Origin of the sequence: Micromonospora sp. ATCC 39149, from assembly GCF_000158815.1 — a bacterium.
Classification (GTDB): domain Bacteria; phylum Actinomycetota; class Actinomycetes; order Mycobacteriales; family Micromonosporaceae; genus Micromonospora.
Genome location: NZ_GG657738.1, coordinates 4,761,544 through 4,782,752, shown reverse-complemented (window position 1 = coordinate 4,782,752; position 21,209 = coordinate 4,761,544). Strand labels below are relative to the sequence as shown.

The window sequence follows — 21,209 nt, the reverse complement described above, 5'->3', positions numbered from 1 at the left end:
GCCACGACCCGGCCGCCCCGCCCCATCCCTCACCCCAGGAACGGAATCCGTCCCCGCCATGCGCCTGCTCGCCGCTATCGCTACCGGCATCGCCCTGCTCGGCACGGCTCCGGCACCGCCCGCGCCGACACCTGGCGCACCTGCGGCTCCGTCCGTTGCGACCTGGGGGGTGGCACCATCGAGCGCGAAGGGCCCGAACGGCCGCCCGGCGTTCACCTACAAGCTGGACCCCGGTGCCACCCTGACCGACTACGTCGCGGTCACCAACCATTCGGCGCGCCCGCTGACTTTGAACCTTTACGCCAGCGACGCGTTCACCACCACCCGGGGCGGGTTCGACCTGCTGGCCGGTGGCCAACAGCCCACCGACGTCGGCGCCTGGGTTCGCTTCCCTCGACGGACCCTGACCATCCCGTCCACGTCCCGCCTGGACATCCCGTTCACCCTCACCGTGCCGGACAACGCCACGCCGGGCGACCACGCCGGCGGGATCGTCGCCTCACTCGCCACCACCACCACGGCGGACGCGCAGGGCAACCAGGTCGCCGTCGACCACCGCGTCGGCGCGCGGATCTACCTACGGGTCACCGGTGAGCTGCAACCGGCGCTGGCCGTCGAGGACCTCCGAGTGCGGCACACCGGCTCGCTCGACCCGCTCGCTGGTGGCACGCTCACCGCCACCTTCACCGTCCGCAACACCGGCAACGTCCGGCTCACCGGACGACCCACGCTCGACGCGGCCGGGCCCTTCGGTCTCGGCGGACGCTCCGTGGACGCGGCGGCCCTGCCGGAGATCCTGCCCGGCGGGGAACTGACCACCACCGTACGCATGACGGGTGTGCCGCCGCTGTTCCGGCTCACCGCCAGCGCCGCCGTCACGCCCGCCGCTGTGGGCGACCAGGTCCTCGACCCGCCGCCGCAGGGCGACTCGGCACGGGTCACCGTCTGGGCGGTGCCCTGGCCGCAGCTGGTCCTGCTGGCCCTGCTCGCCCTCGCCGGCTGGGCGCTGACCGCCGCCCGCCGCCGGCGGGTCCGGCAGCTCGCGCAGGCGGTGGCCGCCGCCCGGGAGCAGGGTCGCGCCGAAGCCAGCCGGGAGACCGAACGGACCTCGGACCACCCGGGGAAGGACAGGCAGTGACACGCCGTACCGCAGACGCCGCACCGATCCCCTCGATCGCGTCGCAGGCACCGCCACCACCCACACCGCCGTACGGCGGACCACCACCACGTCGCCTGGGGAGCGAGCAATGATGATGAGAAGCGTGCGTGCCGGCGCCGCCGGCCTTGCCCTGGCCGTACTGGCGCTGGCCGCAGGGGGTACGCCGGCCGTCGCGGAACCGGCCACGGTCAGTGCGACCGGCGCGGATCTCGCCTCGCTGGCGCTCGACGGTGACGCGATGTCCCTGCGGATCCGGGACGCCGCGCAGGTGGCCGGCGATACGCCCGGGCGCGACCCGGCCGAGGTGGTGCTCGGCCCGGACGGCGGCCTGGCCGGCCGGGTGCCGGCCGGGAAGGCCTTCGCCTTCCTCGGGACGCCGGGACAAGCTGTGTGGTCCCTGTCCGCCGGCGACACCGGGTTTCCGGCCCTGGACACCACCGGGATACGCCCTGGCGTCGTCGCCGACGACATGGTGGCCCTCACCCTGCGCTCGGTGGAGGGGCCGGGAACGTTCACCGCCTACACCCTGTCCGGTCTCGGCACGGCGAGCCCGCTCTTCGGCAGCCGCCCGGGCATGACGCGGACGACGCGGCTGCCGGTGGCCACGCGTACCGGGGGTGTGGTCTGGGCCTTCGACGCGGCGGGCGACTACCGGCTGTCCCTGTCCGGCTCGGCCACCCTGAACTCCGGCCGGAAGGTCAGCGCCGACGCGACGTACCGGGTGCGGGTCCCCACGATCAGCCCGGTCGAGCAGGCGCCGCCGCCGGCCGCGCCCAAGCCGGCGGCGCGGCCCGACGGGCAGTCGGCGCCGCGGCCACCCGCCGCGCCGAAGCCCGAGGCCGCGCCGAAGCCGGCGGCAGCCGCACCGGTCGCTGCGAAGGCGGCGGCAACCGCCGCCGGCACTCACCAGGTGATCGCCCGACGGACACGTCGACATGGGCCCGCAGCTGTCCGGCAACACCTGGACGATCCGGATCAAGGACGACCGGACCAGCCCTCCGGTCTGGCGGGAGACCGCCGACGTGGTCCTGCACGTCAAGGACAACGCGAAGATCACCGTGCCCGCCGGCGCCGACTTCCTCGGCAAGCAGGGCGAAGTCGTGTGGCTGCTGCCGCAGTCGCAGCAGGCGGGCATCGTCTGGCCCGGCTGGAACACCCAGCACGAGTCCGTCGTGTCGGGCGTCAAAGGCCCTGTCACGTGGACGCTGAAGGGGGTGACCGGGCCCGGCCGGTACACCCTGTTCCTTACCGGCTCGTTCGGCAACGCCGACGTGCTCTTCGACTCCGACAAGGCGTTCCCCCAGCAGCTGAGCGTTCCGCTCAATACGCATGCGCACGGCAACTGGGCGTTCAGCAAACCCGGCCTGTACCGCCTCGCGGTGCAGATGAGCGGCACCACCAGCGCCGGCAAGGGGGTCACCGACACCAAGACGCTCACCATCGCCGTCGGTGACAGCACCGATCCGGAAAGCGGCTTCGGCTCTGACAACGGTGACGGCGACGCGGATGAGGGCGACGGGCCCCTGCCGCGCACCGGTGCCGGCTGGGTGTTGACGGCCGGTGCGGGCGGCATCGCCCTCGTGGTGCTCGGGGCCCTGCTGGTGGCGGCGACCCGTCGCCGCCACGCCGGCCTTGCCGACGCCGCGGGTGGGGCTACCCCGTGATTTTCCGGTCCTGACCTGGGCGGCCTCGGCGACGAGGCCGCCCCGAAAGAACAGCATTGATAATCGTTTCCATTTCCGGGTATTGTGCGGGCGGCAGGGACGGCGGCGGCTGCACGTCGGGTGCCGGGACGTCGGGGGAGGGCAAGGTGCACATTCCTGGTGTCGGCACCGGCGTGACTCGGGCGACCGTCCACCGGCCGAACACACGGCTGTGGCTGCTGCCGCCGTTGCTGATCGCCTTGCTGGCCACCGGCTGCAGGTCCGAAGTGGCGTTGAGCGCCGACGACGACCGGGTCCAGGTCATCACGACCACCGGAATCCTCCGAGACCTGGTGAGCAACGTCGGTGGTGACCGGGTGGCCGTCAGTTCGCTGGTGCCCGACAGCGCCGATCCGCACAGCTACGAGCCGTCGCTGCGCGACGTCCGCGACGTCGTCTACGCCGACGTCGCGTTCAGCAACTACCTGCTCCTGGAGGAGCAGGCCGTCATCAAGGCCCTGGACGCGAACCTGCGCGACGGCGTACCGAACATCTCCTTGGCCGAGGGAGCGGTGAAGTACGCCGCGGAGATCATCCCGTTGGTCGAGGACGTGTCACTGGACACCCTCTGGCTGGGGATGCGGGTACGCGGCACCGGTGCGGCACAGGGCGCGAACCGTTCCTCCGACGTGCTGCTCAGCGCGACTGCCGCGCAGGGGCCGGGTCGGGTGCTCGCGTACCTGACCGAGTCGTTCGGCAACCCGTCGTTCTACGTCGACTCAGCCGACGGGTTCGACGCCGCCAACGGATACCGAGACGACACCGCCGCGCTGCCACCCGACGCGCACACCCACATGAGCTGGGCATTCACCAAGCCGGGCGTCTACCGGCTGGCCATGCGGGCACAGTTGGCGGTCACCCCCGAAGCGGCACCCGTGCCACTGGGCGAGCAGGTGTTCACCTTCGCCGTCGGGGTGGATCCACACTCGGTGCCGGGCATGACCGGCGCGACGGTCTTGGGCTCCGGGCACGCCGACGTCACCGTCGACCTCGACGAGCGGCGGCTCTACCTGTTCGCCGACCCGGAGGGCAGCGGTGAGGCCAGCCAGCGGGTGTACGACCCGGCCAGCACCGTGATCGAAGTGCCGAACAAGGCGCTGCTCGAAGTACCCGGCGACCGGAAATTCCGGTTCCTCGGTCGGCCCGGCACCCAGGTCTACCAGCTTCCGCAGGCGGTCCTCGGCAAGCACGTACACGGCGAGATCGACCCGCACCTGTGGCAGAACGTCCGCAACGCCATCTCCTACACCGAGCTCATCCGGGACACCCTGATCGGAGTCGACCCTGAGGGGGCGGCAGCCTACCGGGCGAACGCCTCGGCCTACATCCGGCAACTGGAGCAGCTCGACACCTACGTCCGGGACACCGTCGCCCGGATCCCACCGTCGCGACGCCACCTGGTCAGCACCCACGACGCGTTCGGCTATCTGGGCCAGGCGTACGGGATCCAGATCTCCGGCTTCGTCACCCCGAACCCCGCCACCGAGCCGAGCCTCGCCGACCGCCGCCGGCTCACCGAGACGATCCGCAACCTGAACATCCCCGCCGTGTTCCTGGAACCCAACCTGACGGCCCGGTCCACCACCCTGACCGAGGTGGCCCGGGAGGAGGGACTGCGGGTCTGCCCGATCTACGGCGACACCTTCGACCGCGACGTCACCACCTACGCGCAGATGATGCGGTTCAACGCCGACTCACTGCACGACTGCCTGACCACAGACAACTGATGGAGGAGCCAGTGACGGCAGGACGGGCGCGAGGCCGCACCCGCACGACCACCGCCATCCTGGGCTACGCACTGGCCATGGCGGTCGTGCTGGTCACGACCCAGACCTCGGCGCGGGCCCAGCAGCCGACACCGGGCCTCGGCCAGTCGATCGCCGCCGACCAGCCGCTCGCCACCGGCCGGACCGAACTCGCCACCGGGCACGTCGACATCGGCCCCCGCTACGTCGACAACCAGTGGACGGTGCTGATCCACGACGGCACGCAGGCGCGACCGGTGTGGCGCGACCCCGACGAGGCCCTGCTCCGCGTCTCCGACGCCGCGCTGCAGACCGTTCCCGACGACCCGGCGTACGCCTTCCTCGGCGTCGACGCCGGCAAGCGGGTGTACGTGGTGCCGCAGGTCCAGAACCAGGACGTCGTCTGGCTCGGCTGGAACACCCAGGACCCCCGGGTGATGCAGAGCATCGACCGCGGCGTCACCCTGACCCTGCTCGGCGTACACGGACCGGGGACCCTCACGACGTACCTGCAGTCGGGCAACTTCGCCGCACCGCAGCCGCTGTGGCGATCCACCGAGTCCACGGCGCAGTCCTTCTGGGCCGAGGTCAACACCCACACCCACGCCAACTGGGTGTTCAGCGCGCCCGGCGTCTACCTGGTCGCGGTCAAGGTGTCGGCCGACCTGATCAACGGCGAAACGGTGTCGGCGACCCGCACGCTGCGCTTCGCCGTGGGAGACGCCACCAGCGCCGACGAGGCCTTCGCCGCCACTGCGGACATCCCCGCAGCAGCCGGGCAGGCACCGGCCGACGAGGCACGGCCCACGGTCGCCGAGCCGGCCGACACGTCCAGGGCACTGCTGCTCACCGCGCTGACGGGCACGGCCGTCGTGCTCGCCGTCGTGCTCCTGCTCCTGCTCCTGCGCGGACGCGGCGCCAAGCGGCGGGCCGAACGGGAACGCGCCGCGTCGCTGCCGGAGGGCCAGCGGTGAGAGCGCTCGACGTCGAAGGGCTGGACGTGGACCTCGGCGGCCGGCCGGTCCTGCGGGGCGTGCGGCTGCACCTGAACCGGGGTGAGCTGGTCGGGCTGCTCGGACCCAACGGCGCCGGGAAGACCACCCTGCTCCGCGCCATCCTGGCACTGACCCGCACCCGCGGCGGCACGGTGACGGTGGAGGGCAAGCCGTCGCGTCGCGGCCGGTCCGACATCGGTTACGTCCCCCAGCGCCACGAGTTCACCTGGGACTTCCCGATCTCCGTCGAGCAAGCCGTGATGACCGGCCGCACCGGCCGCCTGGGTCTGCTCCGCCGCCCCGGCGTCGCCGACTGGCGGGCAGTCGGCGACGCACTGGACCGGGTACAGCTGGCCGGGCTGCGCCGCCGGCCGGTCGGCGAGTTGTCCGGTGGGCAACGCCAACGCGTCCTGGTCGCGCGGGCACTCGCGCTCGCGCCACGCATCCTGCTGCTCGACGAGCCGTTCACCGGCCTGGACATGCCCACCCAGGAACTGCTGGGCGACCTGTTCACCAGCCTGGCGCGAGAGGACCGAGCGGTGCTGATGACAACTCACGACCTGGTCGCGGCGGTGGACTCCTGCACCCGACTGGTCCTGCTCAACGGCCGGATCATCGCCGACGGACAGCCGGCAGACCTGCAGGACGCCGAGCTGTGGACGAAGACCTTCGGGGTGAGCGCCGCGTCCCCGCTGCTGAAGCTCGTGAGGGCCGCCTAGTGTCGATCACCGATTTCCTCACCGACCTGCTCAACCCCGACCTCGCGTTCCTGCCCAAGGCGCTGGCGATCGCGGTCATGTCCAGCATCGTCTGCGGCGTCGTCGGCTGCTACGTCGTCCTGCGGGGCATGGCCTTCATCGGCGACGCCGTGGCCCACGCGGTCTTCCCGGGCATCGCGGTCGCCTTCGTCCTCCAGGGCAGCCTGGTGCTCGGTGGCGCCGTCGCCGGTGTCGCCACCGCACTGCTGATCGCGATCTTCTCGCAGAACCGGCGCGTCAAGGAGGACTCACTCATCGGCGTCTTCCTGGTCGCCACGTTCGCCCTCGGCATCGTGATCATCTCCCAGGCCCCCGGATACGCCGGGTCGCTGCAACAGTTCCTGTTCGGCTCGATCACCGGTATCCCGGACCGGGACCTCTACGTCGTCGGCGGCACCGGCCTGGTCATCCTCGGCCTGGTGCTCGCCCTGCACAAGGAATTCGTCGCGGTCTGCCTCGACCGGGAGATGTCCCGATCGATGGGGCTTCCCGTCTTCTGGCTCGACATCGTGCTCTACGTCCTGGTCACCCTCGCCGTGGTGATCTCCCTACAGACCATCGGCAACATCCTCGTCCTGGCCCTGCTGATCACCCCCGCCGCGGCCGCCCGCCTGCTCACCGACCGCCTCGGCGTGATGATGCTGCTCGCACCGGCGATCGGCGGCGTGTCGGCGTTCGTCGGGCTGTACCTGTCCTGGAGCTACGACACGCCGGTCGGCGGCACCGTCGTCCTGGTCGCCACCGCCATCTTCCTCGCCGCCTGGCTGATCGCCCCACGACACGGCGTACTGACCCGGCGCTGGATGCGCCCGACCGAACGGGAACTCCCCGACGACCCTGGACCGGGCTCCTATGGCCTTCCTCACCCGCAGGAGCCGTCACCGGTCGCCGGATAGGCGGCATGCCGCAGTCCTCGATCGATCGATCCTCTCGTCCAGGGAAGAAGATCAGGCCAAGGGCTGCGGGACGAAGCAGTGTGCATGAGGCCAGGCGTGGGCACGGCGACCGGGAACTCGCGGCGTTTCGTACGACCTGTGATCGGGCGAACTGCCGTGGCCTGATGACTGCGGCTTCTTCTTGTTTGCGGGTGCCCTGTGGTCCAATCGGCCCTTTCCTGGATTATGCAAAACGACTATCGTTTTCATCAACCGGTCCACTGGGGATCCGGGAGAGGAGTTCCACGTGCGTCCTTCCCTCCGCATGCTGCTCGCGACGGCAGCGGTCACCGCCGGGCTCGTCGCCTCCGCCGCGCCCGCGCAGGCCGCGACCACCGTCGTGTTCAGCACCGGGCACATCGACCTCGTCGACATCGCATACGAAGCAGGTGCGCTCGAGATCGGCGTCCACGACGAGGACAACGACGTCGAGTACGCCACCGACGGCGTCGCCATCGTCGTCAAGCGCCAAGCCAAGATCACCGTGCCCAACGACCCCGCCTTCAGCTTCCTCGGCACCCCCGGCGTGTCGAAGGTCTGGGTTCTTCCCGAGATCCAGAACACCAACCTCGTCTGGCCCGGCATCGCCGCCGAGGAGATCGAGGCCGGTGCCTTCGCGGGTGACCAGCTCACCCTGAACGTGCAGTCGGTGAGCGGCCCCGGCCAACTGGCGATCTACACCGAGAACGCCGTCGGCCAGCCCGTGGTTCTCGCCGACAGCGGCAACGGTCTGCCCGACGCGCTGACCCTCACGGCCGGCGACCACATGCACGCCAACTGGGCCTTCGACGCCGCTGGCACCTACTGCGTCACCTTCCGCGCCACCGGCACCCTCGCCGACGGCCAGCAGGTGACCTCCGAACCGACCACCCTGCGCATCCTGGTGAAGGCGTAATCATCATGCGGAATTACCGTCGTCTCCTCGCCGGCCTCGCCGTCACCGCCGCCCTGCTCACAGGAGCCACCAGCCCCGCACAGGCGGCTTCGGTCACCCTCTCCAGCGGACACGTCGACATCATCGACGTCGACTACGCCGCAGGCGCTCTCAGCGTCACCGTCATGGACCACACCGGTGCCACCGACATCGAACGCGACCCCGCCGACGTCCTGTTCCAAGTTCCCTCCACCGCCAAGACCACCGTGCCCTCCGGCTCCGCCTGGTCCTTCCTCGGCACCGGCGGCCAGGCGTGGATCCTGCCCCAGTCCAACACCACCGGCCTGCTCTGGCCCGGCTGGAACACCCTCGAGGTGCCCACCGGGATCTTCCAGAACAACCGCGTCACGTTCAGACTCACCAACGTCGCCGGGCCCGCCGGATTCAGCGTCTACACCGTCTCCAGCGGTACGCCGACGGTGCTGTTCGACAGCGGCAACGGCCTGCCCGACAGCCTCAACGTCAACCGCAACGTCCACGCCCACGCCAACTGGGCCTTCGACGCCGCTGGCACCTACGCCGTCACCTTCGAGGTGACCGGCGTCCTCGCCTCCAACGGCAGCACCATCACCTCCGGCGCGAAGACCTTCACCTTCGACGTGCTCGCCTGAACCACCCACCGCTGGCGACTACCAGCACCAAGGGCGATCCGCTGAGGTAGGGGGTACCTCCGAACGCGGATCAGGCCGGCGCGGCAGCCCCACCCACCGGGTGCCGCGCCGGCCGCCGTCCCACCGGCGCCCCGACGACGCGACAAGCGGCGTCGAGCCGACGGTTGCCGGTGCCTGCCCGAGAGCGCGGGCTGCGGCACGGCGCTGCTCAATACCGATGCCTGACACGCCAGGGCCGGTCAGGAACGTATCGGCAGAGGAGCGTGGGGCCGCTGTCCGACGGCCACGGTGCAGTACCACTCGTCGGAGGTGGCGGTGCGTGCCACCAGCCCGTGCGCCGACATCGCCGCCGCCGTCCACGCGGCCTGGCTCTCACCGGTCTCGATGATCAGGTGCCCACCGGGGGCGAGCCACCGCGCCGCGCCCTCGGCCACCCGGCGGTGCACCTCGACACCGTCAAAGCCGCCGTCGAGCGCCACCAGGGGCTCGTGCTCGCGCGCCTCCGGCGGCATCATGGCGATCTCGTCGGTGGGCACGTACGGCGCGTTGACGACCAACACGTCAACGGCGCCCCGAAGCCTGCCCGGGAGGGCGTCGTAGAGGTCGCCCTCGTAGACGTGCCCGCCGATCGGTTCGAGGTTGCGGCGGGCGCAGCGCACCGACGCGGGCTCGATGTCGCAGGCGTACAGCCGGGTGCCGGGCACGCGGGCCGCGACGGCCGCGCCGATCGCCCCCGTCCCGCAGCACAGGTCCACCACCACCGCGCCCGGCGAGGTGACGGCGACGGCCTGCTCGACGAGGTAGGTGGTGCGCTGGCGGGGCACGAACACGCCGGACTCGACGATGACCCGCAGCCCACAGAACTCGGCCCAGCCGAGGATGGCCTCCAGCGGCTCGCCGAGCACCCGCCGCCGCGTCAGGTCGTGCAGCTCCTCCGGCGTTCGCGCGGCCTCGACGAGTAGTCGGGCCTCGTCCTCGGCGAAGACGCAGCCGGCGGCGCGCAGCCGCAGGACCGTCGCCCCGTCGGGATCCGTGGTGGTCATCGCGTCGCTCCTGTCGTCCGCCCGGAAGCGGCCTCGCCGGTGGCCAGGGCGGCCCGGACCGCACCATCTCCCTGACCGTAGTGGCCCACGAGGCCCCGCCCCGGGCTCACAGGGGTCCCAAAACCTAGTGCCCGCTCGTCGCCTACCGGCCCGTCGTCGACCGGAGCGCCCGCAAGGGCAGACGCATTCACGACTACCACTCCGCGTCTCCCCATGGTCCGCGCTGCTCCCGCTGCTCGGTCAGCTCCGCGGCACTTTCCCCTGGCAGGCAGCGCGCGCCGTCCGATCGGCCGGCGAAGCGATCAAGAACCGCCGTGTTGCGCAGCGTCGCGCCGGCGTCTCCACCAACCCGAGCAGGTACGCCTGGAGTGACTGCCCACGCCGGAGGTCGCGGCATACGAACCCCGTAACCGCTGAGCTATCGGCGGCTGGTCAAGTACATGCGCAGGCGTTGCATCGGCGGCAAGAGGCCGTAGATGACGATCGGCACCGCGATGGTGGCCAGAACCAGGGTGCGCAGCACCGTCGGCGTGTCCCGGAGCAGGTCGCCGAGCAGCAGTTGCAGCACGGTGAGCGTGGGGAACACGGCCAGCCAGATCATCAGGGCCATGTGATGCCGGGGCGGCGGCCCGACGCGCGTCGGCGGGTGGGCGATCGAGTCTTCGGGCATGGTGAGTGCTCCTTCAACAATGATGGGGTTGTGGGTTCAGAGACCGTGGCGGCGCCCGGCGAGGACGGCCTCGGTGACTTGTCGTTCCAGTGCGGCCGAGAACGGGCGGGCGTCCGCGACGGCGCGCTGGACGTCCTCCTCGACCAGGTCGGCGTGCAGGGCGATGGCGGCAGCCGATCCGGCGCCGGCGGCGGTGATCACCTGGGCGCGCGGGTCGACGGCGTTGCCCGCGGCCCAGACACCGGGCACGCTGGTCCGGCCCGTCTGGTCGACGACCACCCAGCCGTTGCCGTCCACCTGGCAGTCCAGGCCGGTGAGCAGGTTGTTGCTCGGCACGAACCGGGGCCGAACGAAGATCGCCGCAGGGGCGACGACGCTGCCGCGGTCCAGTTCGACGCCGGCGAGCCGGTCGCGGTCGATCACGAGCCGCGCCACCGTTCCGTCGACGATGCGGATACCGCGGGCGGTCAGCCGCTCCCGATCGTCAGCGGTGAGGTCGTGGGTGTGCGCGAAGAAGGCGACGTCGGGCGACCATTGCCGCACGAGCAGGGCGTGCTGCACCGCGTCCACCGTGCCGCCCAGCACACCGAGCGGTCGATCACGGACCTCGTAGCCGTGGCAGTACGGGCAGTGCAGCACGTCCCGGCCCCACCGCTCGGCGAGGCCCGGAATCGCGGGCAGGTCGTCGCGCAGGCCGGTGGCCACGAGGACGCGCCGGGCGCTCAGCGCTGGTGCGGTGGCCAGGTGGACCCGGAAGCCGCGTTCGATGCCGACCACGGTGTCGTCGATGAGACGACCGCCGTACCCTGCCACCTCGGCCCGCCCGGCGCTAAGCAGATCGTGCGGCGGCATGCCGTCGCGGGACAGGAATCCGTGCAGGCGGGTAGCGGGGGCGTTGCGCGGGTGGCCGGCGTCCACGACCGCCACCCGGCGCCGGGCTCGGGCCAGCACCAGGGCGGCGTTCAATCCGGCGGGGCCGCCGCCCACCACCACGACGTCGTACTTGTTCATGAGGCCCAGGCTGCTCCGAGCCGCTCTAAGCGGCAACTGTTGTTGCCGTTTCCGGGAAAACCGGGGTGGAATGGGGCCGTGGATCAACATCTACCCGCGATCGCCGCCGCCCTGGCCGAGGTCGGCCCCCGCCTCAAACGCCTGCGCACCCAGCGCGGCGTCACCCTGACCGCGCTGGCCGAGGCCACCGGCATCTCCAAGAGCACGCTGTCGCGGTTGGAGGGCGGCCAACGCCGGCCCAGCCTGGAACTCCTGCTGCCGATCGCCCAGGCCCACCAGGTGCCGCTGGACGAGCTCGTCGGCGCGCCCGAGGTCGGCGACCCGCGGATACGTCTCGTCCCCAGGCGGGCGAACGGCCGCACTGTGCTGCCGCTGACCCGGCAAGCCAGTTCCCTGCAGGCCTGGAAGGTGATCATCCCTGCAGACCAGACCGAGCCTGACCTACGCGTCCACGAGGGTTACGAATGGCTTTACGTGCTCTCCGGACGCCTCCGCCTCGTCCTGGCCGGGCACGACTTCGTGCTCCGTGCCGGCGAGGCGGCCGAGTTCGACACCCGGCTGCCGCACTGGTTCGGCAGCACCGGGCAAAACTTCGTCGAGATCCTCAGCATCCTCGGCCGCCAGGGCGAGCGCGTGCACGTACGCGCCAAGCCCCGCGCCCCCCAGGGCGGCAACTGACGGTGCACCGTTCCGGTCAGATCGGGCAGCGACACCCCGGATGGGGCCATCCTGTTACTGTCCGCCCGCCATTCGAGTCGGTACCGGCTGTCACGCGGTGATGGGCCCAGGAGCCGACAAGATCAGGTGGCTCACCTGACGCTGACAGCGCTTGGGGTGTCGTGGCGTGCGCGTGTCAGCTTCCAGCGAGACGGGCGGTGGGCGGCTGCGGCGGCCGGAAGGGCCACTCCTCGAACGAGTTGCAGCGCCCGTCCCCGGCGAAACGCAAGATCCACAGGTCGCGATACTCCTGGTCGGTTGGGTCGCCGTAGCGGACCTCCACCCGCGCCACCGCAGTGTCGCCCTCGACCGCGACGACCTCACTGGTCATGTGGAACACCTCATCGGGGCCATCTCGCTCGTTCTCCCACATCCGGGCTATGGCCGGCAGACCGATGATCGCTTCCTGGTACGGCCCCTGCAGATAGCTGGCCTGCGCGGCGAAGATTGTGGCGAGCACCTCCGTCCCCGGCGTCCGCCACGCACGCTCGTAGGCCGCGATCCAGTCAGTCACCTGCTTCCTGTCCATGGGTTCAGCTTGCCACCTGACCGAGCGCTGAACGGGTGCGTCCGGCCGTGCCGACGTCCGTAGTCGTTCTTGGCGACGGTTTGGAATGCTTCACCCATGCCTTCCTACCCGCCCACCTTCGCCGACCAGGTCGTCGCACAGCCCGCCCGGGCCCAGTTCGAGGCGTTCCTCGACGAGCACCGCAGCGCGCTCAATGGCTGCTTGGACGGGCTGACAGAGGAACAGGCGCGCCGCTCGTTGGTGGCCTCCCGGACCACGCTGCTGGGTCTTGTGAAGCACGCGACCTTCGTCGAGAAAGTCTGGTTCGACGAAGCGGTCACGTGCCGGTCGCGCGCGGAGATCGGCATCCCTGCGACGCCAGACGAGTCGTTCATCCTCGCCGACGACGACACGATCGCCACCGTCCAGCAGGCACACCGCGAAGCCTGCGAAGCATCACGCCATGCGACGTCATCCCTGGGCCTGGACGACATCCTTCACGGCAACCGGCGAGGCCCGCTTCCGCTGCGGTGGGTGTACCTCCACGTACTGCGCGAGCTCGCCCAGCACTGTGGGCACGCAGACATTCTGCGAGAGCAGCTCATCAACGAGTAGCGCGCGGACATCCGCTCACTGCGCAGACTCTTCCTAATCGGTGGTCTCTGCCGAGGCCCGCCGGACGGTGCCGGATCGTGTCGGACATGCAGGTCAGCGGCCAGGCGAGAGTCTGACCTTGCGGTCGAGATGCCGGCGCCCGGGTAGTGGCCGATCCGGATCTTGCTGGCCCAGTAGCGGTGGTGTCCGTTTCAGACTGCGCTGCGTTCGCCGGCCGGTCGGCGGCGCAGGGCCGGGTTCACCACAGGCGGGGGCACGTAGGCCTGGTCGAGGCGGGTGACGTCGGTGCCGGGCGGAACGATCTCGTCGATCCGGTCGAGGATGTCGTCGGTGAGCGCGACGCCGATGCCCTTGAGCAGGTCGTCGAGCTGTTCCATGGTGCGCGCGCCGAGCAGTGTGCTGGTCACGCCCGGATGCGCGATGGTGAACGCCATGGCGAGGTGGGTCAGCGGCAGGCCGGCCTCGTCGGCGAGCGGGATGAGTTGTTCGACGACGTCGATGCGGCGCTCGTCGTTGAGGTGTTTGAAGTAGTGCGCGCGGCTCAGGTCGTTCTGCTGACCTTTGCGGACGCGGCCGGTGAGCATTCCCTGGCCGAGCGGGCCCCACGCCAGGGTGCCGAGGCCGTGGCGCTGGGCTACCGGCAGTACGTCGTTCTCGATGCCGCGGTTGAGGATCGAGTACGGCAGCTGCTCGGTGCGGAAGCGTTCCAGCCCGCGCCGTTCGGAAAGCCACTGGGCATTGACGATGTCGACGGCCGGCGTGTTGGACGATCCGATCGCCCGCACCTTGCCGGCGCGGATCAGGTCGGTGAGCGCGGAGAGGGTTTCCTCGATGTCCGTGTCCGGGTCCAGCTTGTGCACCTGGTAGAGGTCGATGTGGTCGGTCTGCAGGCGGCGCAGCGAGTTCTCGACCGCGGTCATGATCCAGCGGCGGGAGGTGCCCTGCTGGTTGGGGTCGGTGCCGGCAGGCCGGCCGAACTTGGTGGCGAGCACGACGGTGTCTCGCCGTCCCTTGAGCGCCCGGCCCACGACCTCCTCCGAGTCGCCGTAGGTGTCGGAGGTGTCGATGAGGTTGATGCCGGCGTCCAGCGCCTTGTGGATCACTCGGATCGAGTCCTGCGGGTCGGAGTTGCCTATCGACGTGGCGAGCATCAGCGCACCGAGTGCGTACGGGCTGACCTTGATGCCGGTCCGGCCCAGGGTGCGGTACTGCATGAGCGTCTCCTCGCGGTATGGTGGGAGAAGCGGAATCTCTTTCCGGAACTATACGGAAAGCTTTTCCGGAAAAGCAAGGAGGGCCACCGTGTCCAACGACACCACCGGTTCGAGAACGGCCGCGAGCGCACCGCGCCGGATCCGCACCGACGCGCGCCGCAACGTCGAGGCGCTGCTCGATGCAGCGAAGACGGTCTTCGGCACCTCGGGCGTCGATGCGCCCGCGAAGGAGATCACCGACCTTGCCGGACTCGGCGTCGGCACCCTCTACCGGCACTTCCCGCAGCGCTCCGACCTGATCAAGGCAGTGATCGAGCGCGAGATCGACGCCTGCGCCGATGCGGCCCCGGCGCTGGCCGCCGAGCACAAGCCGGACATCGCCCTCGCGAGGTGGCTCGAACGGCTCGCCGCGTTCGTCGCGACCAAACGCGGGTTCGCCGCGGCGCTGCACTCCGGCGATCCGGCATTCGACGGCCTCTCCGGCTACTTGATGGAGAAGCTGGGACCAGCGCTGGGGTCGTTGCTCGATGCCGCGACCGCGGCCGGCGAAATCCGGGCCGTGGTCAGCTCGCAGGACCTGCTCTACGCGGTCGCGAAACTGTGCGCCCCCCTACCGGGCGAGGAGCCGGACCACGGCCGTCGCATGGTCGCGCTCCTCGTCGATGGACTACGGTCCGTCGACATCCAGCCCTGACCTGCTCGGTGGCCGCACTCGACACCATGGCCGACGCGCGCATCGAAGAGACCCGCTCCGGTGAGCTGGCCCGCGTGAACTGGCTGCCCGACACCTTTCACCTGGTCGATCAGCTCATGACCCAGCCGCTGCAGGTCATCCTCGCCGGACGCATCGGCAACACCGGCTCCTACGAGTCCGGCATACAGTTGTGGAAGCTGGCGCCCAACCCGGTCGACCTCATGGTGATCGACGGCGCTGGCCACTACGAGATGTACGACGAACCCGAGTACGTCAGCGCCGCCGTCGACCGGCTCGTCAACTTCTACTCGAACAACTTGTAAATCGCCCAACCCGGTGAAGGCCCTGCCCCCCGCCGATCCCGGTCGAACCCCTGACCCTCTTCCGACCGCCGCGGCTTATCACCATGGGCTGGAACGCCGGTAGCGGAGGCACCGCGCGGCCGGCCTGCCTCGTGGCGGTACGCAACCCGGCCGCACCTCACCGGACCTTGGATTCTCACGGTTCTTCCCGCGATCCTCCAAGATCCGGCGGTACGTGTCCTCGGTTGCGCTCAGGCCACCGCAGCCTCGGTGGACTCCACGTCGTCGTCCGCGATGAGGAGATCCACGAGTTGCTTCTGGATGCCGTCGTAGGCGGGGTGGTGCACGATCGTCGTACGGCTGCGTGGCCGGGGGATCGGTACGTCGATGACGGTGCGCACCGACGGGTAGGGCAGGTTGGCCATTACCACGATCCGGTCGGCGAGCAGGATCGCCTCGTCCAGACCGTGCGTCACCATCAACACGGTCTCGGTCTCCGACTCGCTGTCCCACAGGTCGACGAGTTGCTGCTGCAACCGGGAGCGGGTCAGCGCGTCCAGGGCGCCGAACGGCTCGTCGAGCAACAGTGTCCGGGGCGCGACCGCGAACGCCCGGGCCACCGCCGCCCGCTGGGCCATGCCGCCGGAGACCTGCCCCGGCCGCTTGTTGCGGTGCTCCCACAGCGATACCGCGGTCAGGTACCGCTCGACCATCTCGTCGACCCGGGCCCGCTTCCAGTCCGGGCGGGACTCCTGCACCGCAACCCGGACGTTCTTCAGCAGGCTCAGCCACGGTAGCAGCGAGTAGTTCTGGAACACCATCGCGCGGTCGGGCCCCGGCCCGGTGACCGGCTGCCCGTCGATCTGCACCGTGCCGCTGCCCGCCTTGACCAGCCCGCCGACGATGTTGAGCAGGGTCGACTTTCCGCAGCCGGAGTGCCCGATGAAGGAAACAAACTCACCGCTACCGATGGTCAGGTCGACGCCGCGCAGCACCTCCTGCGGCGCGTGCCCCCGACGCCGGAACGACTTGCGGACGCCGTTGATGGTGATGGTCATTCGTGTGCCTCCTCAGGAGCGACCCACCGGGAGAGCATGAGCAGGATCGCGTCGAGGACGAGCCCGATCACACCGATGAGCACGATGGCCGCGACCACCTTGTCGAGTTCCAGTGCGTTGTACGAGTTCCAGACGAAGTAGCCGATGCCGGAGTTGCCCTGGAGCATCTCGACCGCGACGATGACCATCCAGCCGATGCCCATGGACAGCCGCAGGCCGGTGATGATGGATGGCAGCGCGTTGGGTATCAGCACGTGCCACAGGTACGCCAGCGGTCGGAACTTGAAGACCAGTGCCACGTTGCGCTGGTCGCGCGGGATGGCTCCGGCACCCGCCGCGGTGTTGATCAGAGTGGGCCACAGCGCGGTGATGAAGATGACGATGATCGCCGACTGTGCCGGTTCCTCGATGATGTAGAGCCAGATCGGGAACCAGGCCAGTGGCGACACCGGACGGAGCACCTGCACGAGCGGGTTGAGCGCGGACCAGACGGGTCGGACCGCACCCATGATCAGCCCGAGCGTGATGCCGACCAGCGCGGCCAGGCCGAATCCCAGGAACACCCGCCGTAGCGAGATGTACAGGTGCAGGCCGATGCCCTTGTCGTTGGTGGTGTTGAAGAACGGCCGGCTGAGCAGGTCGCCGAGGGTTCGGGCGCTGTCGAGCGGATTCGGCACCGTGGCTGAGCCGCGGCTCGCGAACTGCCACAGCGCCACGAACACCGCGAGGCCGACCACGGCCCAGAGGGCGGCCACCGCGAAGCTGGCCAGTCGACTGCCCAACGCAGTCAACCAGGAGGGTGCTGCCGGGCCACGGTGCCCGGCAGCCTCGATGTCTGCGGTCCCGGCCCCCGACCGCGATCGGCTTCCGGTGGCTGACGTCGCCGGCGTGTTGACTCCCCCGCCTGCCTCATCGACCGGGGCAGCTGACGTCAGCGTGGGGCTACTCGAGTGGTCTACGGCCGGCGCGACGGCGCTCGGTGTTGCGTCGCGCGAGGTCATGGCCGCCTGGCCTCGTCCGCGACGTTCTTCGGGTCGAACATGGTGTCGTCCAGTTTGATGTGGAAGGGCGCCATGTCGTCGTCCGGAATCTTGATGCCCTCGGCGGTGGCGACCTTCGCGTAGAGGTCGTGCAGGATGAGTTCGTCGGCGAGCTTGGCGTAGTCCGGGGTCTCCTTGACGAGGCCGAAGCGCTGATACTGGGCAAGGAACCAGTACACGTGAGAGCGTCGCGGAAACGACGTCTCGCCGTCCCGGAAAAACATCATCTGATCGCCGGTGTAGGTCTTGGTGCCGAGGCCGGCGCCGAGGTTGTACTGGCCGAGCAGCCGGCCCTTGATGTCCGCGGCCGGTGCGTTGACGTAGCCCACCGGCGCCAGCATGCCGGCCAGCTTGTCCCGGTTGGCGAGGTCGTCCAGCCACTTGGCGGCCTTGAGCGTGGCCTTCATGATGTCGGCCAGCGTGTCCTGGTCATTGGTGAGCTTGGCGCCCACCACAAGCGCCTTCTCCGGGTGGTGCTGCCAGATGTCCTGGGTGGTGATGTGGGTGAACCCGATGTCCTTCTGGACCGCCACCGCATTCCAGGGTTCGCCCACGCAGTACCCGTCCTGGTTGTTGGCGGCCATGTTGGACACCATCTGCGGTGGCGGAACGGCCGAGATCTGAATGTTGGAGACGTCGGCTTTGGTCGCCTTGAGCCAGTAGCGCAGCCACGTGTCGTGGGTGCCGCCCGGGAAGGTCATGGCCAGCTTGGGCTTCTCCTTCTCGAGGAGCGCCTTTGCCACGGCGAGGTCACCGTAACCGGCACCGGCGTACGCCTTCTTCAGTGTGATGGCCTGGCCGTTGTTGTTCAGCACCATGGCGATCTTGAGGTCGGTCGTGCCGGCCTTGCCGCCGATGCCCATCGCGACCGACAGCGGCATGCTGAACAGGACGTGCCCACCGTCGATCTCGCCGCTCAGGAGGTTGTCCCGGGTCGCCGGCCACGATGCCTGCTTGATCAGTTCGACGTCCAGGCCACGCTCGGCGAAGTAGCCGAGTTCCTTGGCCACGATCAATGGCGCGCAGTCGGTGAGCGCGATGAATCCGAGCTTGACCTTGCGCAGGTTGTTGCCGCCAGCGCTGGCGGGCTGGCCGGGGTTTTCGTCGACAGCGCACGCGGTCAGGACGCCACCGGCAGCCGCGACGGCGGCAGCAGTTCCGGTGAGGCGGAGAAAACCGCGGCGGTTCAGGGAGGTGGTCATGGCCCGAAACCGTAGGGTCGCCAGAAATCACGCCTGTTGCTGAGCCAACAACTCCGCGTAAGGCGAAATGCACAAGGCACTTGTTGCGCCGCGATCAATTAATCCGACGCGCAGGCGTGTCGAAGGCATCACGCCACGAAGAACCTCGATGAGAGAAACGACTTACCATTTGCCGTACGGCCAGCAACGCACCAGAAACGTACCGCCCCAAGACTCCCCGCATGACGTCGACCGGAGCTGGCCCGACGCTAGCAGGATACACAGTGGTCGTTACCGACAGTGGCCTGCAACATGTCGCGGCACGGCTACGTCAACTCGGGGCGGTGACCGTCGACCTACCGTTGCTGCGTACCGTGCCCGGCTACCGGGACGCGAGATTGCGCATCGCCACCCGGCGGATCATTCAGGCCCCGGTCGATCATGTCGTCGCCACCACCGCGGCGGGATGGGCAAGGTGGATCTCCGCGGCGACGGCATGGGGCCTGGCCGATCCGCTCCGGTCCAGGCTCGGCTCCGCGAGCATCCTGTCGATGAACGAGTCGGTCAGCGCCGCACTGGTGGAGACCGGCTTCACCCACGACTGGGTGTCGTCGACCGGCGACCTCGGCGAGGCGGTGACCTGGCTGCTCGGCCGCGACCTGGTGAGCCGCCGGGTCGCGGTGACGGCCGACGACGCGCTGCTGGCGCGAGCAGTCGACAGACTCCGCACGCACGGCATCGAGGTGATGGTCGTGCCGACCCGTCGCTCGGCTCGACCAGTCGGCCTGGCGTCGCTGAACCGGCTCGCGCAGATGATCATCCAGCGCGAGGTGCACGCGGTCACGTTCGCCACCGCCGCCGGAGCGAACGCGCTGGTCGACTTCACGACCCGGGCCGGTCGCGGGAGCCTGCTGCTGCGTGCGCTGGCGACGGACGTCGCGGTCGCGACCGCCCACGCGGAGTCGGCCTCGTTCTTCCACTCCCGGGAGATACCGGTCTCCTGGCCGGCCGACGGCAGCCCCGACGAACTCGCCCGGCATCTCGTGGAGGTCCTGGTGGCACGCCGCCGGCAGTTCCAGGCCCACGGTCATCGCTTCACCTTGCAGGGCAGCGCCGTGCTGGTCAACGGGACGACCATCCGGCTCGGGTCGCGGCCCGCGACGGTCATGCGCTCCCTCGCCGACCACCCAGGTCACACGCTGTCCCGCAGCACCATCGAACGGTTGGTACCCATGTCCCACCGCGCCGGACACTTCGGCGTCGACCAGGCCGTATGGCGCCTGCGGGCGGAGCTTGGAGACTACGACTGGCTCGTGGCCACCGAGATAGGCCGGGGCTACCGCCTCATCGTGGACTGAGCGCAGTCCGTCCACTGTCGAGATCTGGAACGCCTACCAGCTTCTCACGCTACGGCATCCTCGCCCGCAGGCTCCCGTACCTCGTCACGACTGAGGATATTGATCCGTCGTAGTCTGTTTCGCCCAGGTCCGCTCGGCATCGCCGCTGAAAGCATCCCACCCGCCGGCGAGCCTGACTGGCAGCGACAACGAAGGCGCTCGCACGCGACAGGATCTTCTCATTCGCTGGCGACGCGCCCAGTCGGCAACCAGCCAGCTCGGCGTGAGGCCGCATGTCTCGCGATCGCGGCATGAGCGTGCGCGCGTGGCCGGTGGGCGTGGGTGGTGCCTGCCGGGGCCGGAGAGCCGTGTCGGTGGTCGGTGGCAGGGTAAGCGTCATGGAGATTGAGGTACGCCCCGCGACGGTGTTCGAGGATGTCGCGGCTGTCGTCGGCCCGAAGCGGCCGGACGCGAACGTGTGCTGGTGCCTGAGCTACCGCATCGGCGCGAAAGCGAACCTGCAACTGCGCGGGCCGATGCGCGGCGACCAGGTGCGCGAACTCGTCGGGCTCGATCCCCCTCCCGGAGTGCTCGCCTACGATGGCGACGAGGTCGTCGGCTGGGCGGCGGTGCACCCGCGAGCCGACACGAGCTTCGCCCGCAACAAGCGGATCCCACACCTCGACGGTCTCGATGTGTGGAGCGTGTGGTGCTTCCGGGTACGTCCGGGCCACCGCAAGCGGGGCATCGTGCACCACCTGCTTGCCGGCGCCGTCGCCTTCGCCCGCGAGCGCGGCGCGCCGGCGATCGAGGGCTACCCCGTCGACAACCGTGGCGAGAAGGTGGACCTCACGATGGCCTACGTCGGTACCCGCGCGGTTTTCGAGCTCGCCGGCTTCGTGAAGGCGGCTGACACCACCTCGGTGCTCGCCGGGTTCCCGCGTGTGCTCATGCGGCTCGACCTGCGGTGACGTCGATC

21 protein-coding genes and 2 pseudogenes are annotated in these 21,209 nt (G+C 69.8%); 14 read left to right on the top strand and 9 right to left on the bottom strand.

The genetic code is table 11. From position 1 onward, the window contains the following. The first annotated feature begins 58 nt into the window (after positions 1–58). The 8 genes and pseudogenes from MCAG_RS20835 (at position 59) to MCAG_RS20800 (ending at position 8,840) form a co-directional block, all read left to right on the top strand. The gene (locus MCAG_RS20835; RefSeq protein WP_007074961.1) at positions 59–1,138 is read left to right on the top strand and encodes a WxL protein peptidoglycan domain-containing protein; all 1,080 of its coding nucleotides are present in this window, start codon (positions 59–61) and stop codon (positions 1,136–1,138) included. A 109-nt stretch (positions 1,139–1,247) separates the two neighbouring features. Further along, positions 1,248–2,823: pseudogene (locus MCAG_RS20830) on the top strand (TIGR03773 family transporter-associated surface protein). A 173-nt stretch (positions 2,824–2,996) separates the two neighbouring features. Then, positions 2,997–4,589, top strand: coding sequence for an anchored repeat ABC transporter, substrate-binding protein (locus MCAG_RS20825; protein WP_050778028.1), 1,593 nt, complete (start codon positions 2,997–2,999; stop codon positions 4,587–4,589). Positions 4,590–4,600: 11 nt separating this feature from the next. Continuing rightward, entirely contained in the window at positions 4,601–5,581 is a 981-nt protein-coding gene (locus MCAG_RS20820; RefSeq protein ID WP_036374507.1) for a choice-of-anchor M domain-containing protein, read from the top strand. Between the two features lie 26 nt (positions 5,582–5,607). Further along, entirely contained in the window at positions 5,608–6,321 is a 714-nt protein-coding gene (locus tag MCAG_RS20815) for an anchored repeat-type ABC transporter ATP-binding subunit (protein WP_369751377.1), read from the top strand. After that, entirely contained in the window at positions 6,321–7,256 is a 936-nt protein-coding gene (locus MCAG_RS20810; RefSeq protein WP_007074956.1) for an anchored repeat-type ABC transporter permease subunit, read from the top strand. Before MCAG_RS20815 ends, MCAG_RS20810 begins: the two co-directional genes overlap by 1 nt. Before the next feature lie 304 nt (positions 7,257–7,560). After that, entirely contained in the window at positions 7,561–8,190 is a 630-nt protein-coding gene (locus MCAG_RS20805) for a choice-of-anchor M domain-containing protein (protein WP_369751376.1), read from the top strand. A gap of 5 nt (positions 8,191–8,195) precedes the next feature. Beyond that, positions 8,196–8,840, top strand: a complete 645-nt coding sequence (locus MCAG_RS20800; protein WP_007074954.1) for a choice-of-anchor M domain-containing protein — start codon at positions 8,196–8,198, stop codon at positions 8,838–8,840. Between the two features lie 239 nt (positions 8,841–9,079). Here the strand turns inward: MCAG_RS20800 and MCAG_RS20795 are convergent, their stop codons facing one another. The 4 genes and pseudogenes from MCAG_RS20795 to MCAG_RS31880 all read right to left on the bottom strand — a co-directional run bounded on the left by MCAG_RS20795 (position 9,080) and on the right by MCAG_RS31880 (position 11,564). Next, positions 9,080–9,883, bottom strand: coding sequence for a putative protein N(5)-glutamine methyltransferase (locus tag MCAG_RS20795; RefSeq protein ID WP_007074953.1), 804 nt, complete (start codon positions 9,881–9,883; stop codon positions 9,080–9,082). Between the two features lie 193 nt (positions 9,884–10,076). Next, positions 10,077–10,264, bottom strand: a pseudogene (locus MCAG_RS36330) (hypothetical protein); the annotation flags it as partial. Between the two features lie 37 nt (positions 10,265–10,301). Beyond that, positions 10,302–10,553, bottom strand: coding sequence for a hypothetical protein (locus MCAG_RS20790; protein ID WP_007074952.1), 252 nt, complete (start codon positions 10,551–10,553; stop codon positions 10,302–10,304). A gap of 36 nt (positions 10,554–10,589) precedes the next feature. Further along, positions 10,590–11,564, bottom strand: a complete 975-nt coding sequence (locus MCAG_RS31880) for an NAD(P)/FAD-dependent oxidoreductase (RefSeq protein ID WP_007074951.1) — start codon at positions 11,562–11,564, stop codon at positions 10,590–10,592. 78 nt (positions 11,565–11,642) lie between these two features. Between MCAG_RS31880 and MCAG_RS31875 the strand changes: the two genes are divergently transcribed. Beyond that, positions 11,643–12,242: a helix-turn-helix domain-containing protein gene (locus tag MCAG_RS31875; RefSeq protein WP_007074950.1), complete on the top strand. Its 600-nt coding sequence runs from the start codon at positions 11,643–11,645 to the stop codon at positions 12,240–12,242. Between the two features lie 175 nt (positions 12,243–12,417). Here MCAG_RS31875 and MCAG_RS20775 read toward each other — a convergent pair whose 3' ends face one another. Then, complete coding sequence (locus tag MCAG_RS20775; protein WP_007074949.1) at positions 12,418–12,810, bottom strand: nuclear transport factor 2 family protein; 393 nt, start codon at positions 12,808–12,810, stop codon at positions 12,418–12,420. Positions 12,811–12,906: 96 nt separating this feature from the next. On the opposite strand from MCAG_RS20775, the gene MCAG_RS20770 reads away from it, so the two are divergent. Next, positions 12,907–13,404, top strand: coding sequence for a DinB family protein (locus MCAG_RS20770; RefSeq protein ID WP_007074948.1), 498 nt, complete (start codon positions 12,907–12,909; stop codon positions 13,402–13,404). A 191-nt stretch (positions 13,405–13,595) separates the two neighbouring features. On the opposite strand, the gene MCAG_RS20765 is transcribed toward MCAG_RS20770, so the two are convergent. Further along, positions 13,596–14,618 carry an aldo/keto reductase gene (locus MCAG_RS20765; protein WP_007074947.1) on the bottom strand — a complete coding sequence of 341 codons (1,023 nt, stop codon included), beginning with the start codon at positions 14,616–14,618 and terminating at the stop codon, positions 13,596–13,598. A gap of 88 nt (positions 14,619–14,706) precedes the next feature. Between MCAG_RS20765 and MCAG_RS20760 the strand changes: the two genes are divergently transcribed. Together MCAG_RS20760 and MCAG_RS20755 are read left to right on the top strand one after the other, a co-directional pair. Beyond that, on the top strand, positions 14,707–15,312 hold the full coding sequence (locus MCAG_RS20760; RefSeq protein ID WP_007074946.1) for a TetR/AcrR family transcriptional regulator: 606 nt from the start codon (positions 14,707–14,709) through the stop codon (positions 15,310–15,312). Between the two features lie 26 nt (positions 15,313–15,338). Further along, entirely contained in the window at positions 15,339–15,635 is a 297-nt protein-coding gene (locus tag MCAG_RS20755) for an alpha/beta hydrolase (RefSeq protein WP_198141599.1), read from the top strand. Positions 15,636–15,865: 230 nt separating this feature from the next. Here the strand turns inward: MCAG_RS20755 and MCAG_RS20750 are convergent, their stop codons facing one another. The 3 genes from MCAG_RS20750 to MCAG_RS20740 all read right to left on the bottom strand — a co-directional run bounded on the left by MCAG_RS20750 (position 15,866) and on the right by MCAG_RS20740 (position 18,914). Beyond that, on the bottom strand, positions 15,866–16,672 hold the full coding sequence (locus tag MCAG_RS20750; protein ID WP_007074944.1) for an ABC transporter ATP-binding protein: 807 nt from the start codon (positions 16,670–16,672) through the stop codon (positions 15,866–15,868). After that, positions 16,669–17,454 (bottom strand): nitrate ABC transporter permease, encoded by a 786-nt coding sequence (gene ntrB, locus MCAG_RS20745; RefSeq protein ID WP_232290237.1) that lies wholly within the window; start codon positions 17,452–17,454, stop codon positions 16,669–16,671. Before ntrB ends, MCAG_RS20750 begins: the two co-directional genes overlap by 4 nt. A 215-nt stretch (positions 17,455–17,669) precedes the next feature. Next, positions 17,670–18,914 (bottom strand): CmpA/NrtA family ABC transporter substrate-binding protein, encoded by a 1,245-nt coding sequence (locus MCAG_RS20740; RefSeq protein ID WP_036374500.1) that lies wholly within the window; start codon positions 18,912–18,914, stop codon positions 17,670–17,672. 263 nt (positions 18,915–19,177) lie between these two features. On the opposite strand from MCAG_RS20740, the gene MCAG_RS20735 reads away from it, so the two are divergent. Together MCAG_RS20735 and MCAG_RS20730 are read left to right on the top strand one after the other, a co-directional pair. Beyond that, positions 19,178–20,251: a uroporphyrinogen-III synthase gene (locus MCAG_RS20735; RefSeq protein ID WP_198141598.1), complete on the top strand. Its 1,074-nt coding sequence runs from the start codon at positions 19,178–19,180 to the stop codon at positions 20,249–20,251. 377 nt (positions 20,252–20,628) lie between these two features. Then, positions 20,629–21,201, top strand: a complete 573-nt coding sequence (locus MCAG_RS20730; RefSeq protein ID WP_007074940.1) for a GNAT family N-acetyltransferase — start codon at positions 20,629–20,631, stop codon at positions 21,199–21,201. The last annotated feature ends 8 nt before the right edge of the window (positions 21,202–21,209 follow it).